Here is a 13,345-nt window from a genome sequence, read left to right on the forward strand (position 1 = left end):
TTTTCGTGAAGATAGATGATGAGGGGCAAAAAAAAGCCACCCGACGTTGAACGTGGATGGCCTTCATTTGTATTTACCTTTTCCTTATCTCTTTTGTCTGCGGGTTGGGAAGAAGTTACCCGTTTTGTGTTTGCTGCCGGCGCCTTCAGGTGCTCCATAGTGTGTCATGGCGCAACGGAAACCTACCGTGCTGCTGCTTTGATCTTCCTGCAGGAAGCGGCGGGTACCGGGACTCAGCCAGTAAGGCATGTCGTTCCAGCTGCCACCTTTGATCACGCGTGATTTGTCGCTGATGAGGGTGGTGATGCCATAACCGTAAGAAGAAGAGCTCAACGAGTCACCATCCAGGAAGTTCACTGCATAGGAACGCTGGTAGTTGAAACGGTTGCGTAAGCTGGAGTCATTTTCATTGACATATTTGATACGACCAAGACTGTCGCGCAGGTTACCTTCGCCACCGCTTACGTCAACGGTTTTGAATTCGTTACCACGGTAAGGGCTCAGGTCATCTTCATCCTGGTTGGTAGTAGGCCTGTACACGTCGGCAACCCATTCGTTCACGTTACCACTCATGTTATATAAGCCAAAACCATTGGGAAAGAAAGAGTTTACGTCGGCAGGATAAGCAGAGCGGTCGTTCAAACCACCGGGCGTACCCATATAGTCACCATTACCCCTTTTGAAGTTGGCGAGGAAAGCACCCTGCCAGTTGCCCTTGCGGGTAGCGCGCAGGTTGTCGTAACCGTCGTTTTTCCAGGAGTACATCTGCCTGTTGGAGATCAACTCCTCACCACGTTGTTTTTCGGAACGGCGGGGTGAAGGGTTTTCGTTGATAAGACCCAGCGCGGCATATTCCCATTCTGCTTCTGTAGGCAGGCGGTAGTCGGGTAATAAGATGCCGTCTTCAAATTTCACCGTGTTACGCGGACGGCCCTGTGCATCTTTCAGCGGGTTCTTTTTAGGTTTACCCGGAACGCCCTGGTACTCACCCATCAGGTAAGACTTGGTGTTGAAGTTATCCTGGCCGCCACCATTCAGTTCCTGTTTCAGGACATTCTGGTTTTGGTAGCCTTTGTCGATCAGTTCTTTTTCGTTCACCCTGTCGGTACGCCAGATACAGAAGTCATACGCCTGTTTCCAGGTAACGCCAACCACCGGGTAGTAGTTATAAGAGGGGTGACGGAAATAATATTCCACGAGCGGTTCGTTATAGCTCAGCTCACTGCGCCATACCAGGGTGTCGGGCTTGGCGCCTTTCACCACTGCTTCGTACTGGGGATCCTGGAACACATTCTCCAGCCAGTAGAGGTATTCGCGGTAGTGAACGTTGGCAACCTCGGTTTTGTCGATGAAGAAGGAGTTGATGGTAACGCGGCGTGGAACGTTATTCCAGTCGCCCATTACATCTTCCTGGGTAGCGCCCATGGTGAAAGTACCACCCTGAACGAATACCAGACCGGGGCCTGTTTTGATGTCTTTGGGTTTGGCAACGTAAAAACCGGAGGACTTCTTACCGTCGTTGTAATTCCAACCGGTGACGTCAGACTTACCCCCTTTGTTTTTGTTGCAGGCTGAGAGGCCACCCAGGGCAGCCAATAAAAGCGTACAAGTTATCAGTCTATTTTGCATGTTGCAGACAACAGTTTTTGCTGAATATTTAACGTTTGGTTTTTCCTAATTATTGCAAGTAAGTCGAAGAGATTGCGAATATAATCGTTTTCGATATACATCGCGCGCCGGCTTACTTTAAATTAAAAAAACATGGATAGTTGCAAAACAAGTAAAAAATCCACATATTTGCTATACAATTGTTAAAAATAATCATTGCCATTCATATCCTTTACACCAAACTATCCGACTATTTGACTCCAACTCTACCCTAACACCGATTCTGAAGTTTCTGATAATTTCGTGAAAAGGCATCACGATACCTTAAATCATCATTTTAAATGAAAGTAATTCGTTTTAGGATAACTGCTTTGTTAGCAGTGCTTTGTGGAACAGGAATGGTTCAATCCAAAGCCCAGGACATTAACGTTGTAACTACAGCGGTTCCATTTTTACGTATTTCTCCCGATGCCCGTGCAGGTGGTATGGGCGATGCCGGCATTGCTACGGCCCCCGATGCCAACTCCAGTTTCTGGAACCAGGCGAAGCTGCCGTTTGCCCCGGTAAAGTCGGGCATCAGCGCTACCTATACCCCTTGGTTAAGTGATATCACCAGTGATGTTTACCTGGCTTCCCTGGCTGGTTATTACCAAATAGATGATGAGCAGGCGCTCAGTTCTTCTATCCGTTATTTCAATCTTGGCTCCATCCAGTTTACCAATATTAATGGCGACCGTCTCGGCACCTCCGATCCGCGTGAGTTTGCTTTTGACATGGGATATACCCGCCGTTTGTCGAAGCAGACCAGTTTGGGACTGGCGTTGCGGTATATCAATTCAAGGCTGGCCAATGGCGATGTCAATGGTTCCGGGGTAAGCTATAAGCCCGGCAATGCCTTTGGTGCAGATATCTCGTTCTTTTATAATGGTATCGATGAAACGGGCGCCGGGTTCACCGGGGGAGCTGTATTGTCGAACCTGGGGACTAAAATAAGTTATACCAATAACGCCAATGCCAAAGATTATATCCCTGCCAACTTAGGTGTGGGAGTGGGTTATACCTGGGCTTTTGATGAAGATTCGAAGCTGACGCTGGCGGCAGATATCAATAAACTGCTGGTGCCGGCGCTGCCCAAGGCGCCCACTTCGCAGGATATCGACGACTATTATACCCGTGGCGTTTTTGAAAGCTGGTTCAAGAGTTTTGGAGGCGATAATGGCGGGTTTAAGAGCTTACAGATCTCCGGTGGAGCGGAATATGCTTATGTGAACCAATTCTTTGCGCGTGCGGGGTATTATTATGAAGACAAATCGCAGGGGGGAAGACGGTATCTTACCATGGGAGTTGGGTTCAAGTATAATGCTATTCATGCGAACTTTTCTTATTTGATCCCTTCAGGGAGTGGGGTGACGAGAAATCCGTTGTCCAATACTTTGAGGTTGGGGATTGGGTTTGACCTGGTAAAAGAATAGCCCGGAACCTGGATTCCGGCATCACCTGTTGTAGTCCCTCATCTATATCAGTATCTTTGCAACATGAAGTCCAAGCCATCGTATGTTTTAAGTGTATTGCGGAATAAGTGTCCGCGGTGCAGAGAGGGAGATCTGTTCCTGGAGAAGAATGCTTATGCGCTGAAGAAAAGCAGGTATATTAAGATGCATAGTAATTGTCCTACCTGCGGGCAGCCTACGGAGATTGAAGTTGGGTTTTATTATGGCACCAGCTATGTTAGCTATGCTTTGGGCGTGGCGGTGTCTGTTGCTGTGTTTGTGGCGTGGTGGGTGTTGCTGGGTATTTCTATCGATGATAATAGTCTTATCTGGTACCTGGTGGTGAACAGCTGCCTGCTGGTGGGGTTACAGCCGCCGCTGATGCGCCTCTCGCGCTCTATATGGCTGAGCTGGTTTGTGAAATATGATCCGGAATGGAAGACGCATAAGGTTGATGCGCCGGAAAGGATCGTGAAGGAGCAGATGGGGAATTGGTAGTATAATAGATTACAGGAAATATAAGTAAAGCCTGGTTACGGTAAGTCCAATGCTGACTTGGACTACTGCAACCAGGCTTGGTTTTTAATGGGGCACCGATCCTATTTCATTATGGGGTAAATGCTGAGAGGGGGGAAAGATCACTTCTTCTTCTTTTTGGTTTTTACCTTGAAGAATTTGTCGATCTTACTTAAAAGAAGCGGATAGTAAGTCCGGCTGACAGCCACCTGCCTATCACCAAGGTCCACTACACGGGCTTCAATCGACTGTATGCGCGGTAAAGCGATGATGCTCGATCGGTGGACACGACAGAATTCCTTGTCGCCCAGAATTTCTTCAAACTCCTTCAGCGTAAGGTTTGTCGGATACTTTTCACCATTTACTGTGTAAATGTTGGTAAAGGGGCCTGCGGCCTTGATAAGGACGATGTCTTTCATCGGAATCCTTATCAATTTGTTGCGGTTGAAAATAAAACAAGACATGTTTGTAGCCTTTAATGTGTTTCTTCATAAAAATTAAAAGGTTGCGTTTGCAAACTGCGATGTAAACGTAGCAGTTAAATTTTAAACCATGGCCCTGTTTATGTGATAACATCTTTGTTTAGGGACGAATGGTAAACAACAGCTTAGAAACGGCTTTACGCGTGCTTCGAAACAGCATTGCCAAAACTTTAAAATAACTAAGCTCTCCTACCCTAGTTGATACCATTCATTGTTTACTATTTTTTAAAAGCATTTCGACATCTCAATCGAGGGCTGTTTTTTACGCTCACCCTGCTCAACCTGCTGTTTACCATGACCATTTGGTCGTTTACCTATCTCCTGCTTTTTGAGGGCTAACAGGTATCGTAACATTGCATTACAGAACGCGACCAAAGGTTGTACGCTCAGCAGGAAGTACGGGAAGAGCGTCCCCGTAACGAATGTTTCACTGGGTTGCGTTTCTATTATTTCATAAAAAATACTAATTATCATGGGTGAAGTTTTAAATAATGATTTCGTAATGGGATCAAGCGGATTAACAGGCAATATGCTTGTTTACAGACAGCGCAAAGGGCGCACATTTATTGCCAAACGGCCACAGAAACGAAAGAAGCCGTTTACTGAAGAAGAATTACAACACCAGGCTCTTTTCGCCGATGCCATCACCTACGCCAGGGCAGCAATCGTTGACCCTGCCGTTAAAGAGATCTATGCCTTTAAGGCAAAAGGTATTGAATCGGCCTATAACGTGGCAGTCCGAAACTTCTATGACCTGCCGGAAGTAAAACTGGTTGATGTAAGTGGTTATAACGGCAGTATCGGCAGCAAAATTTTGGTGAAGGCTACCGATAAGTGTAAAGTGAACAAAGTGAAGATCGTCATTAAATCGAGCGCGGGCTCCATTATTGAACAGGGTGAAGCAGTTGTGCTAGCCAATGATCTTGACTGGATATATACAGCAACTACGCTGAACAGCTCTCCTTCCGGATCGACTGTTACCGCTACGGCATTCAACCTGCCGGGGAATAGCGCGAATTCCAATAAAGTCGTGTAAAAGGCAGGTGCCTGGCCGGCCGGCAGAGATACTCCTCCTGCCGGCTTGCTTTTCCTTTAACAAAGAGATAACAGATTGGGAAAGGGGTAAGCATTACGCTAAGCCCTACTATCATACAACCTGTTACTCTATCAATACATTAATAATGACACAAACTGAAATTGACAATTTGACGCTCGTTGAAAGGGCGCAGGCGGAGACGCCGCAGTTCTTTAAAAAATTAAGAACCATCGGGCTCGTGCTGGCGGCGGCGAGCGCCGCTTTACTTACAGCACCAGTTAGCTTACCTGCAGCTGTCACTACTATTGCCGGTTATCTTGCAGTAGCCGGAGGTGTTGCTACGGCGGTTAGCCAGGTGGCGGTAGAAGGTTACTAACCGATTCAGACGAAGGAGAACGATTCTCCTTCGTCTTCAAAATTACTCAAGCTATTCTCTTTCAAATCTTTTAAATACAATACAATGCCTTTAAATCATTTGTTCATTTTTCACCAGGACGGTTATTTAAATATTGAAATATCCAGGATCAGCCATATAGAAGGCGGCGATGTTTACAGTACTGTTCATCTCGACAATTGCAAACATCTTGTTAAGATGCCCCTGTACCTAATAGCTGAAAGCCTGAAGGCCAATGGGTTCTACCGGATACATACTTCCTATATTGTTCCGCTGCAACGCATCGTAAGTATAAATTCAGACGTTACAGACATTAAAGGAGTCGGAAATTTGCCGGTTTCTAAAAAATATTTTCGATTGTTGCTTAGCGAGGTACGTACAATTCATACCAGCAAAGGATCACAGGGGTAAACAGCTTTTGCCGGTTGTAGTGTTTTGTGTACCACTCATCCTGCACATTTCAAAATTCACAAGTAGCATTTGTGTGAATACAATTTTTTTTATCTAATATTATGAACTCAAAAAATTGCTTGCTTCATTATTATTGAAAGAAAAACTATGATTAACCATTCCTTCATCCGGATCCGTGCGCCCTGGTCGTCATGAACCATTACCACTTTTTCCTACAACATACTACAGTTAGTTAAGTGCTGTTAACTGTTGTGAGATACCCGGCAAGGGAAAATCCAAATCATGTACTATGCAAAACAAAGAAACAGCTGCTGCTGATAACAGCGCTGCAACCATTGACACACCACCAGCACAACAAGTGCCACCAGCACCTGCTGTGGCAGCGGAAGCGACGCACAATACAGTGACGCCAGGCGTAGAGACAGCAGCTTCGACAACTGAGCCGACTGTTACACCTGAGCAGGAATATGCAGCCCTACTACGTAACCATGGGTTTGAGTTTAAAGAACTGCAATACCATTGGCAGGTGGGAGAATTACCTGAAACACGAGCATGGATATTGCATCTTTCTGTGATACCGACACAGGTAAAAAGATTACTAGACGATTGTCTTCCTATATTAAAAGCCGCCGGCGTTTCGTTCCGGCTGGCGAAAACCCAGGCTATTGTGAATATGTTACTGGGTGGCAGTTTTGGGAAGGCCTATGTTGGAAAAATCATTACCATTTACCCAAAATCGGTTAGCAACGCCATAGAACTGGCAGCGCGCCTTGTAGCGTTTACTACCTACAAAGGCCCTCTTGTTGCTACCGATATACACCTGGGCGGCATTGTTTATACCCGGCATGGCGGTACTGCTCCTCAGCAGCTTCCTGATAGCCGTCCACCGGGGCAGCGGCTGATCGCCAATCTTTTTACCAACCGGATCCAAGATACTTTATACGATCCCTGGTACCTGGCGCCGGGCGTGGAATGGCCTTTTGGCGATATCAAAGCACACCAGCCACCGGCAGAAGGCAATTCGGAGCAGCATAAGTTGCATAATAAGTACACCATCAACAGCACTATCAAAGCCGACATGAAAGGTTGTGTGTACCGGGCCAGTTATTTTACCGGCTTTACCCAGGAGCCCTGTATTATCAAGGCTGCACATTACGCTGTTTCGGCTGATGAATATGACAGGGATAATACAGACAGATTACGCTGGCAATATCAACTGCATGAAGCATTACGGGATGTGATTCCGTTGCCGAAGATCCTAGATCTCTTTGAAAAGGATACAACGGTGTATATGGCAATGGAATTTGTGCAAGGTGTTTCGCTGCGTGACTGGATTGGGCATATCCGAAAATACCGGCATTGGTTTCATCTTACTGCCGGTGAAAAGCGGGAGCTGATAAATATGCTTATCCATATTGTTACACTAATTGAAAAAATGCACCTGGCCGGTTACCTGCACCGGGATATTACTTCGCAGAACTTTATAATTGGCAGGGGTAATAAGATCACGCTGATTGACCTGGAGCTGGCTTATGACACTACAGCAGTGCCGTTACAACCGCCTTTTGCATTGGGAAGTTTTGGATATATGTCGCCGGAGCAAAGAACATCCCAGGCACCTACCAGTGCGCAGGATGTTTATAATATTGGCGGGCTGATGATCCGCTTCTTTGCAGGCCTATCACCCAGGCAAATAGACCAGGTTCATCCGGCCAATTTGGAAAAAAACCTGCTGTTTTTCACAGGCAGTTCAGCCATTGTACGGCTGATCACCGGTTGTATGGCCCAGGATCCGACATTAAGGCCCGACATCAGAGCTGTAAAAGAAGGGCTTTACAGTCTTTTGCAGGAGGTGGAGCAGAGCAGATTGCCTTATATCAGCGTTAACATCGTAGACGAACGAATTAAAGTTCCGGCAGGCCGTTTTGAGTGGCCGACTTTTAAGCGCGGCCTGGTCCAGGATTTTTCCAGTAACCAAACGAGTCTTTTGCATGGTGTTACCGGTATGGCAGTTTGCGTTTGCGGCGTATTACGCAATGATAAGCTGGCTGATACACCCGAGATCAGCGCATTTATACAACAATGCTTTAGCCGCATTGGTATGGAAGCTGATATTGCTACGGGAATGGCGGGACAAGGACTTGCTTTACTCGAGTGTTTACCCTGGATAGATGACAAAGCATTCGCCAGCAAGCAATTAAATGCCATTGTGCAATTACTTGCTACACAACAGCTCCCGGACGGGTCGTGGGCGTTGCGCAGGCCAACAGATGAAACTTCAAGACCGGGATTGTTGAGAGGTGTGGCGGGGATCCTGCTTTTCTTACTGGAGTTTTATCACCAGGATGCACAACCAGGTTTAAAAGAAGTGATCACAGATGGCCTAAACTGGCTGGTTCGTGAGAAACGAAATGAAAACGGATTTGAAGGCTGGCATAACAATGGGCGGCTTGACCTGCTTACGTTTTCGGAGGGAAGCCTGGGCATTATTTACGTACTGATAAAAGCAGGACATATACTGGAAGCCGCCGAATATAAAGCGTTAAGTAACCGATTATTAAGCCGGGTGCCGGAATACATTCTATTGGACAGCGCTTCGCTGGAATATGGGATGGCAGGACTAGGGGAAACCTACCTGCTGGCCGGGGAAGTATTTGAAGATGTCGACTGGCTAAAACGGGCAGCATGGGTGAGCGCTGTAATACAACATACCAGTATTTCACAGAAGCAACCTTATCATATGTTCTGGCGACAATTACAACACCCAACGCTGGCTTTGTGCCGGCCGGAAGAATATGAGCTTGCTTACCTGGAAAAACAGATACAAGTTTATCAACAGCATCAAACAATTGCCTGAATAAATATGAAAAAGTCAACAACTTTTATCAGCGCCTTATTGATAGCAGCAACCTGTTGCGGCGCTTTTGCTTTTAGCCGTTCCATGAATGTACTGTATTGTGCAAGACCGGTAGAACAAGGGCCTGGTGCGTGTACACTGGGAATTGATAATCTTGAAGACAGTGTATTAAAGCCACATTATACCTATATCGCAACAGAAAAGGATTGCCCGCTTGCCTGTGATGCCACGATGGGTATTCACAAAATGAGCTTAACCGCTATAAAATGAATTAAAAAAGATAAACTTGGTATAATAAGAAATTGTGTTATATTTTTGTGCCCGGAAATACAGGATCAATTACTTCCCCGAAAAAACTAACTATTTCCCGTCTTAACCGTACCTGAAGTGTAAATGTGACCCGTTGGGTTATATAAGCCGGCTGGCTATGATTGTAATAATCGTGATCTGCTGAGAACGTTTGCCTTTAATGGAAAACAGTAAGACTAACAATATGAAAGTATTCGCCACATCGAACCCTGCAGATGACAAGGGAACAGAAGTACCGGTACCAGCCGCTTACCGTCAATATATTGTACCTGTTAACCATGGTAACCATTCCTGCAGACGCTATGACTTTGGTTATATCATCAGCCAGGAAATACCTGTAGGGAAACATACTTTTCACCGGTTCTATACCATCAGCGACCGCAGCATCACGCTTTATCCTTTTCATGATGAATCGTCCATCGGCATTATGTATAACCTGAAAGGTTCTTATAGCTGCCAGATCACTCCCTACACCGAGCTCCTTCAAACGCGCACGGGAGATTATGGTCCTTATTATGCTCCTGTTGGCGCCAATGAAGTGCAGGTTGGTCCGGGGTTTTCCGGGGCACTACAAATACTTTTACAAACAGATGAATTACTGGAAGGACTGGCAGAGGTAATACCTGATATGAAGATCCTGCTTAATCTTGCCTTGCAACATTCTCCCAAAGGGAGGCCAGTAGCCTTATTACGCATGAACACGGTAGTGAGAGACCAGGTAAACCGGGTAGGGCTTTACGATCCCAAGATCCAGCATCATAGCATTTATTTTCATAGCATCCTTTACATACTGGCTACGGAGCTCACCAAACATTTACATGAGTACAACCGGCAAAAAAGTGATGGAGAAACCTCCCGGGAAAAAGTTGAAAGGGTGCATGATTTTATCCTCGAAAGCCCCAGCTTAAGAACCTGTACCATGGATTATTTGTCACAGCTGGCCGGCTTAAGTGAAGCCAGTTTGCGGAAAACATTCAAGCAGCTTTATAATCAGCCTATTCAAAATTTTGTGCGTACCCAATGCCTGCAAAAAGCGGCCGACCTGTTGCGACAAGATACGGATATGCGGATAGAGGATATTGCTTATGAAGTGGGCTATGCCAACCAGGCCAATTTAAGCAATGCTTTCAAAGCCATGTATGGTATGTATCCCAGGGATTACCGCCGATCGATGTAATTACAACAGTTATATTTTTCACATTTGCTTTTTATCAATAATCACATACTTTTTTAATATGTTCTGTGGTAACTTTAGTCTTCAGCATTACCTAAAAACATATTTTATATAGTGACATTTACTATACATCATTTGTTCACGGTTCTAAAATGAGATCCGGGAAGCAAGCTTGCCAGCGGCCCCGGATTGAAAACGGAGGATAGCAAACTATGGAAATCAGTTACACTTCGGACACGAGGTATGATATCGGGGAACCGGTAGCAGTACCCGCCGAATTAAAAAAGTACGAGTTAAGCTGGGCCAACAGCAGTTCGTGCAAAAAGTACCCTTGTGGTTACGTTTACACCCAAATTTTTCAATGCGCCCGATTTGACATGACGCTTCGGACTTACCGGATGAATGAAGCAGATCGATTCTATGCTATTGAAGACGCGCCATCCATTTATCTTTATTTTATTATTAAAGGTACGTTTATCAGCCAGCATAGCCCTACCTTGTCGACTGTATTCGAAAACAAAACCTGTGGCTTACAATATGTACCCAAGAACACCAAACTAATGCGGCTGGATGCCGGAGTACACCAGTTGCTTTGTTTCCGGCTGAGGCCTGGTTATGCCATGGATATAGCAGAAAGTGCCTGTATACTGTCTGTCATCAAACAATTGCTGGAGCAAGCCCCTTTGCAGGATCAATCCATTTTACATACGGGGATCAATACCAGCATCAACCAGGAGCTGATACGCATTTTACATACCGGTGGCGAAAGCAGTTATAAACTATTCAAGCTTTATAGCGTGGTTGACCATTTGATTGCGCAAGTCATACATATTATGGAAGCCAGCAAAAACGATGCTTACGAGGAAATGCTGTACCTACTGGAGAACATACGTTACGCCATTATTGAAGCACCACACAATGCCGATCACCAGTTAAAACATCTCGCCAAGCAATACAATATAGATGCGAGGGAATTATCGAGGTGTTACCGGAAAAGATATAACGAATACCTGGAAGAAACAGTAAGAGAAAACCTGATGATTAAGGCTATGGCCATGATCACAGAAACCAGGACATCGTTTGAAGAGATAAGTATGCAGTTGGGTTATGCAGACAGGCGTGTATTCAGCAGGGCTATTAAAAGAGAGCTGGGATTAACACCTGATGAGTTAAGGAAAAAACACAGGCAACCACAGGTAAATACTACAACTCAAATGCTCCCAACTATAGTTTAGAAAGTTCCTATAAACAGTGAAAACTGAGCGTATCTTTACAAAGTAATAATTCAAGAACAACAGCGCTAATCGAAACAAGGCAGAGAAAAACCAGGTCACACAACAAAGACAAAAGCCATTACAGCGAAACAATTCTAAAACAAGATCAATCTATTTACTGACTAACGACTGACGTGTCTACGTTGGTGTAATCACAAAGGGGTGGAGACTATACTATTTTCCACACAGGGAACATCCGTACCCGCCTTTGTACACAGTCAATTATATATAAAGTTATCCAAAAGTAGCTGGGAGCAATTAGCTCCCACTACATTGGGTAATAAAGCAATAGATCCAGTTGAATAACTATATAACCAATAGAATAAATTATATGAAACTAAAAAAAGTAATTGTCGAATTAATAGTCATTTTATATGCCTCTCTTTTTATTTATACAGCTATAAGTAAATTAATGGATTATGACTTATCAAGAGAGCAGCTAGCTACAATGCCACTAGTTGGACCTATATCCGGAGTAGTAGTATGGCTACTACCTGTTTCTGAAATTCTGCTAGCACTATTAATATTCTGGCCTCAAAGCAGACTGAAAGGACTATATCTTGGCACAAGTCTAATGTTAACATTCACTCTATACGTAGCTTATCTAATGAAGTTTCACAATAGCACACCCTGTACATGCGGTGGTTTTTTACAGTCACTTTCATGGCCGCAACATCTTTTATTCAATACTGGATTTGTATTGATTGGATGTATTGCTATTTTTCTTGAACACAAAAGCAAGGAAAGATCTAAAATTACAAACCAGCCTGCTTTCAACTAATCATAAAGAAAAAAAACATGAAGCATATTCTTGCATATATCCTCTTGGCAACTACAATCGCTTGCTCTAACAAAAACGGCGCTCAAATAATCAAAACCGGAAAAGAAGGGACAGATATGCCAACTTTCAATATGACAATGACAGATACCATTACTGCGATTTCTATCCCACTCTCTCAAAATCAAAACAACTCATTTCTTATGTACTTCTCCCCAACCTGCCCTTACTGCAAAATGGAAACAAGAAGAATTATTAACAACATCGAGAAACTGAAAAAAACATCTTTCATATTTATAACAGAAAAAAAACATATAAAAAACATAAACAAGTTCATTTCGGAGTTTAAAACCAAAAACTTCAGCAACATCTCGATAGCAGTGGACACTGGAAGAGCTTTTATTAAATATTTTAGGCCCATGCAAATGCCATTTTCAGCAATATATGATAAAAATAAAAAGTTACAGCAAGTATATGTAGGAGCGATGTCTAAAAATTCTATTTTAAATGCTTGCAAAATATAAATTTTGCCATAATAAAACTAAGAGGATCCATTAGCTAATTAAGGCAAATAAATGGGGAAGCTGAAAACCATAAAAAGAGTAAGCAACCAATATTCACTATTATCAAATCATCATTATGAAAAGAGCAACATTAGCCTTATCTGCGCTGGCAATTGCAGCTACAGTTGGCACAGCGATGGCACATACTAAAGCAGTTTCTCAACCTTATTGTGCAGCAGCTATCCCTAATACTAATCAGCTATTGCCTTATGACGGATTAACACCAAGCGCAACCACTTGTACACTTACTGTATTCTTCCGCGAAGAACCACAGCCAGGTGCAACATTTTATGCTATTCCTAAAACGACTCCAGCAGGAGATCCATGTCCAGAAATTGAATCATGTCCTACAGTTAATCTGTTGCAACAATAGTTAATATTAGGTTCTACAACTAATAATAACTTAAGCGAGTATCCCATCTTGATGAGATACTCGCTTCCGCCTTAGAGTTT

General features: G+C 44.2%; 15 protein-coding genes. 12 read left to right on the forward strand and 3 right to left on the reverse strand.

What is annotated here, in order from left to right; translation table 11 throughout:
* Positions 1-84 precede the first annotated feature (84 nt).
* Positions 85-1,629: an SUMF1/EgtB/PvdO family nonheme iron enzyme gene (locus ESB13_RS18275; protein WP_129005134.1), complete on the reverse strand. Its 1,545-nt coding sequence runs from the start codon at positions 1,627-1,629 to the stop codon at positions 85-87.
* Between the two features lie 320 nt (positions 1,630-1,949).
* On the opposite strand from ESB13_RS18275, the gene porV reads away from it, so the two are divergent.
* Both porV and ESB13_RS18285 read left to right on the forward strand, forming a co-directional pair.
* Positions 1,950-3,080, forward strand: coding sequence for a type IX secretion system outer membrane channel protein PorV (gene porV, locus ESB13_RS18280; RefSeq protein ID WP_129005135.1), 1,131 nt, complete (start codon positions 1,950-1,952; stop codon positions 3,078-3,080).
* A 63-nt stretch (positions 3,081-3,143) separates the two neighbouring features.
* The gene (locus tag ESB13_RS18285) at positions 3,144-3,596 is read left to right on the forward strand and encodes a DUF983 domain-containing protein (RefSeq protein ID WP_129005136.1); all 453 of its coding nucleotides are present in this window, start codon (positions 3,144-3,146) and stop codon (positions 3,594-3,596) included.
* A 140-nt stretch (positions 3,597-3,736) separates the two neighbouring features.
* Here the strand turns inward: ESB13_RS18285 and ESB13_RS18290 are convergent, their stop codons facing one another.
* Entirely contained in the window at positions 3,737-4,048 is a 312-nt protein-coding gene (locus ESB13_RS18290) for a LytTR family DNA-binding domain-containing protein (RefSeq protein WP_164974268.1), read from the reverse strand.
* 273 nt (positions 4,049-4,321) lie between these two features.
* Positions 4,322-4,570 (reverse strand): hypothetical protein, encoded by a 249-nt coding sequence (locus ESB13_RS18295; RefSeq protein ID WP_129005138.1) that lies wholly within the window; start codon positions 4,568-4,570, stop codon positions 4,322-4,324.
* Between ESB13_RS18295 and ESB13_RS18300 the strand changes: the two genes are divergently transcribed.
* The 10 genes from ESB13_RS18300 (at position 4,569) to ESB13_RS18345 (ending at position 13,265) form a co-directional block, all read left to right on the forward strand.
* Entirely contained in the window at positions 4,569-5,132 is a 564-nt protein-coding gene (locus ESB13_RS18300) for a hypothetical protein (protein ID WP_129005139.1), read from the forward strand. The two genes, ESB13_RS18295 and ESB13_RS18300, sit on opposite strands and share 2 nt — an antisense overlap.
* A gap of 145 nt (positions 5,133-5,277) precedes the next feature.
* Positions 5,278-5,508: a hypothetical protein gene (locus ESB13_RS18305; RefSeq protein ID WP_129005140.1), complete on the forward strand. Its 231-nt coding sequence runs from the start codon at positions 5,278-5,280 to the stop codon at positions 5,506-5,508.
* 84 nt (positions 5,509-5,592) lie between these two features.
* Complete coding sequence (locus tag ESB13_RS18310) at positions 5,593-5,937, forward strand: LytR/AlgR family response regulator transcription factor (RefSeq protein WP_129005141.1); 345 nt, start codon at positions 5,593-5,595, stop codon at positions 5,935-5,937.
* A gap of 289 nt (positions 5,938-6,226) precedes the next feature.
* Entirely contained in the window at positions 6,227-8,794 is a 2,568-nt protein-coding gene (locus tag ESB13_RS18315) for a protein kinase domain-containing protein (protein ID WP_129005142.1), read from the forward strand.
* Positions 8,795-8,800: 6 nt separating this feature from the next.
* Complete coding sequence (locus tag ESB13_RS18320) at positions 8,801-9,064, forward strand: hypothetical protein (protein ID WP_129005143.1); 264 nt, start codon at positions 8,801-8,803, stop codon at positions 9,062-9,064.
* A 223-nt stretch (positions 9,065-9,287) separates the two neighbouring features.
* Complete coding sequence (locus ESB13_RS18325) at positions 9,288-10,280, forward strand: helix-turn-helix domain-containing protein (RefSeq protein ID WP_164974269.1); 993 nt, start codon at positions 9,288-9,290, stop codon at positions 10,278-10,280.
* 209 nt (positions 10,281-10,489) lie between these two features.
* Positions 10,490-11,512 carry a helix-turn-helix domain-containing protein gene (locus tag ESB13_RS18330; protein WP_129005145.1) on the forward strand — a complete coding sequence of 341 codons (1,023 nt, stop codon included), beginning with the start codon at positions 10,490-10,492 and terminating at the stop codon, positions 11,510-11,512.
* Positions 11,513-11,882: 370 nt separating this feature from the next.
* The gene (locus ESB13_RS18335) at positions 11,883-12,332 is read left to right on the forward strand and encodes a MauE/DoxX family redox-associated membrane protein (RefSeq protein ID WP_129005146.1); all 450 of its coding nucleotides are present in this window, start codon (positions 11,883-11,885) and stop codon (positions 12,330-12,332) included.
* Positions 12,333-12,349: 17 nt separating this feature from the next.
* Positions 12,350-12,853: a TlpA family protein disulfide reductase gene (locus tag ESB13_RS18340; RefSeq protein WP_129005147.1), complete on the forward strand. Its 504-nt coding sequence runs from the start codon at positions 12,350-12,352 to the stop codon at positions 12,851-12,853.
* Positions 12,854-12,968: 115 nt separating this feature from the next.
* On the forward strand, positions 12,969-13,265 hold the full coding sequence (locus ESB13_RS18345) for a hypothetical protein (protein WP_129005148.1): 297 nt from the start codon (positions 12,969-12,971) through the stop codon (positions 13,263-13,265).
* The last annotated feature ends 80 nt before the right edge of the window (positions 13,266-13,345 follow it).

The sequence above is a fragment of the Filimonas effusa genome (assembly GCF_004118675.1).
In the GTDB taxonomy this organism is placed as follows: Bacteria; Bacteroidota; Bacteroidia; order Chitinophagales; family Chitinophagaceae; genus Filimonas; species Filimonas effusa.

Bases quoted from the DNA above. Each gene is read 5' to 3' on its own strand.
- ESB13_RS18275 (WP_129005134.1), bottom strand. From the start codon at position 1,629: ATGCAAAATAGACTGATAACTTGTACGCTTTTATTGGCTGCCCTGGGT.
- porV (WP_129005135.1), top strand. From the start codon at position 1,950: ATGAAAGTAATTCGTTTTAGGATAACTGCTTTGTTAGCAGTGCTTTGT.
- ESB13_RS18285 (WP_129005136.1), top strand. From the start codon at position 3,144: ATGAAGTCCAAGCCATCGTATGTTTTAAGTGTATTGCGGAATAAGTGT.
- ESB13_RS18300 (WP_129005139.1), top strand. From the start codon at position 4,569: ATGGGTGAAGTTTTAAATAATGATTTCGTAATGGGATCAAGCGGATTA.
- ESB13_RS18295 (WP_129005138.1), bottom strand. From the start codon at position 4,570: ATGATAATTAGTATTTTTTATGAAATAATAGAAACGCAACCCAGTGAA.
- ESB13_RS18305 (WP_129005140.1), top strand. From the start codon at position 5,278: ATGACACAAACTGAAATTGACAATTTGACGCTCGTTGAAAGGGCGCAG.
- ESB13_RS18310 (WP_129005141.1), top strand. From the start codon at position 5,593: ATGCCTTTAAATCATTTGTTCATTTTTCACCAGGACGGTTATTTAAAT.
- ESB13_RS18315 (WP_129005142.1), top strand. From the start codon at position 6,227: ATGCAAAACAAAGAAACAGCTGCTGCTGATAACAGCGCTGCAACCATT.
- ESB13_RS18320 (WP_129005143.1), top strand. From the start codon at position 8,801: ATGAAAAAGTCAACAACTTTTATCAGCGCCTTATTGATAGCAGCAACC.
- ESB13_RS18325 (WP_164974269.1), top strand. From the start codon at position 9,288: ATGAAAGTATTCGCCACATCGAACCCTGCAGATGACAAGGGAACAGAA.
- ESB13_RS18330 (WP_129005145.1), top strand. From the start codon at position 10,490: ATGGAAATCAGTTACACTTCGGACACGAGGTATGATATCGGGGAACCG.
- ESB13_RS18335 (WP_129005146.1), top strand. From the start codon at position 11,883: ATGAAACTAAAAAAAGTAATTGTCGAATTAATAGTCATTTTATATGCC.
- ESB13_RS18340 (WP_129005147.1), top strand. From the start codon at position 12,350: ATGAAGCATATTCTTGCATATATCCTCTTGGCAACTACAATCGCTTGC.
- ESB13_RS18345 (WP_129005148.1), top strand. From the start codon at position 12,969: ATGAAAAGAGCAACATTAGCCTTATCTGCGCTGGCAATTGCAGCTACA.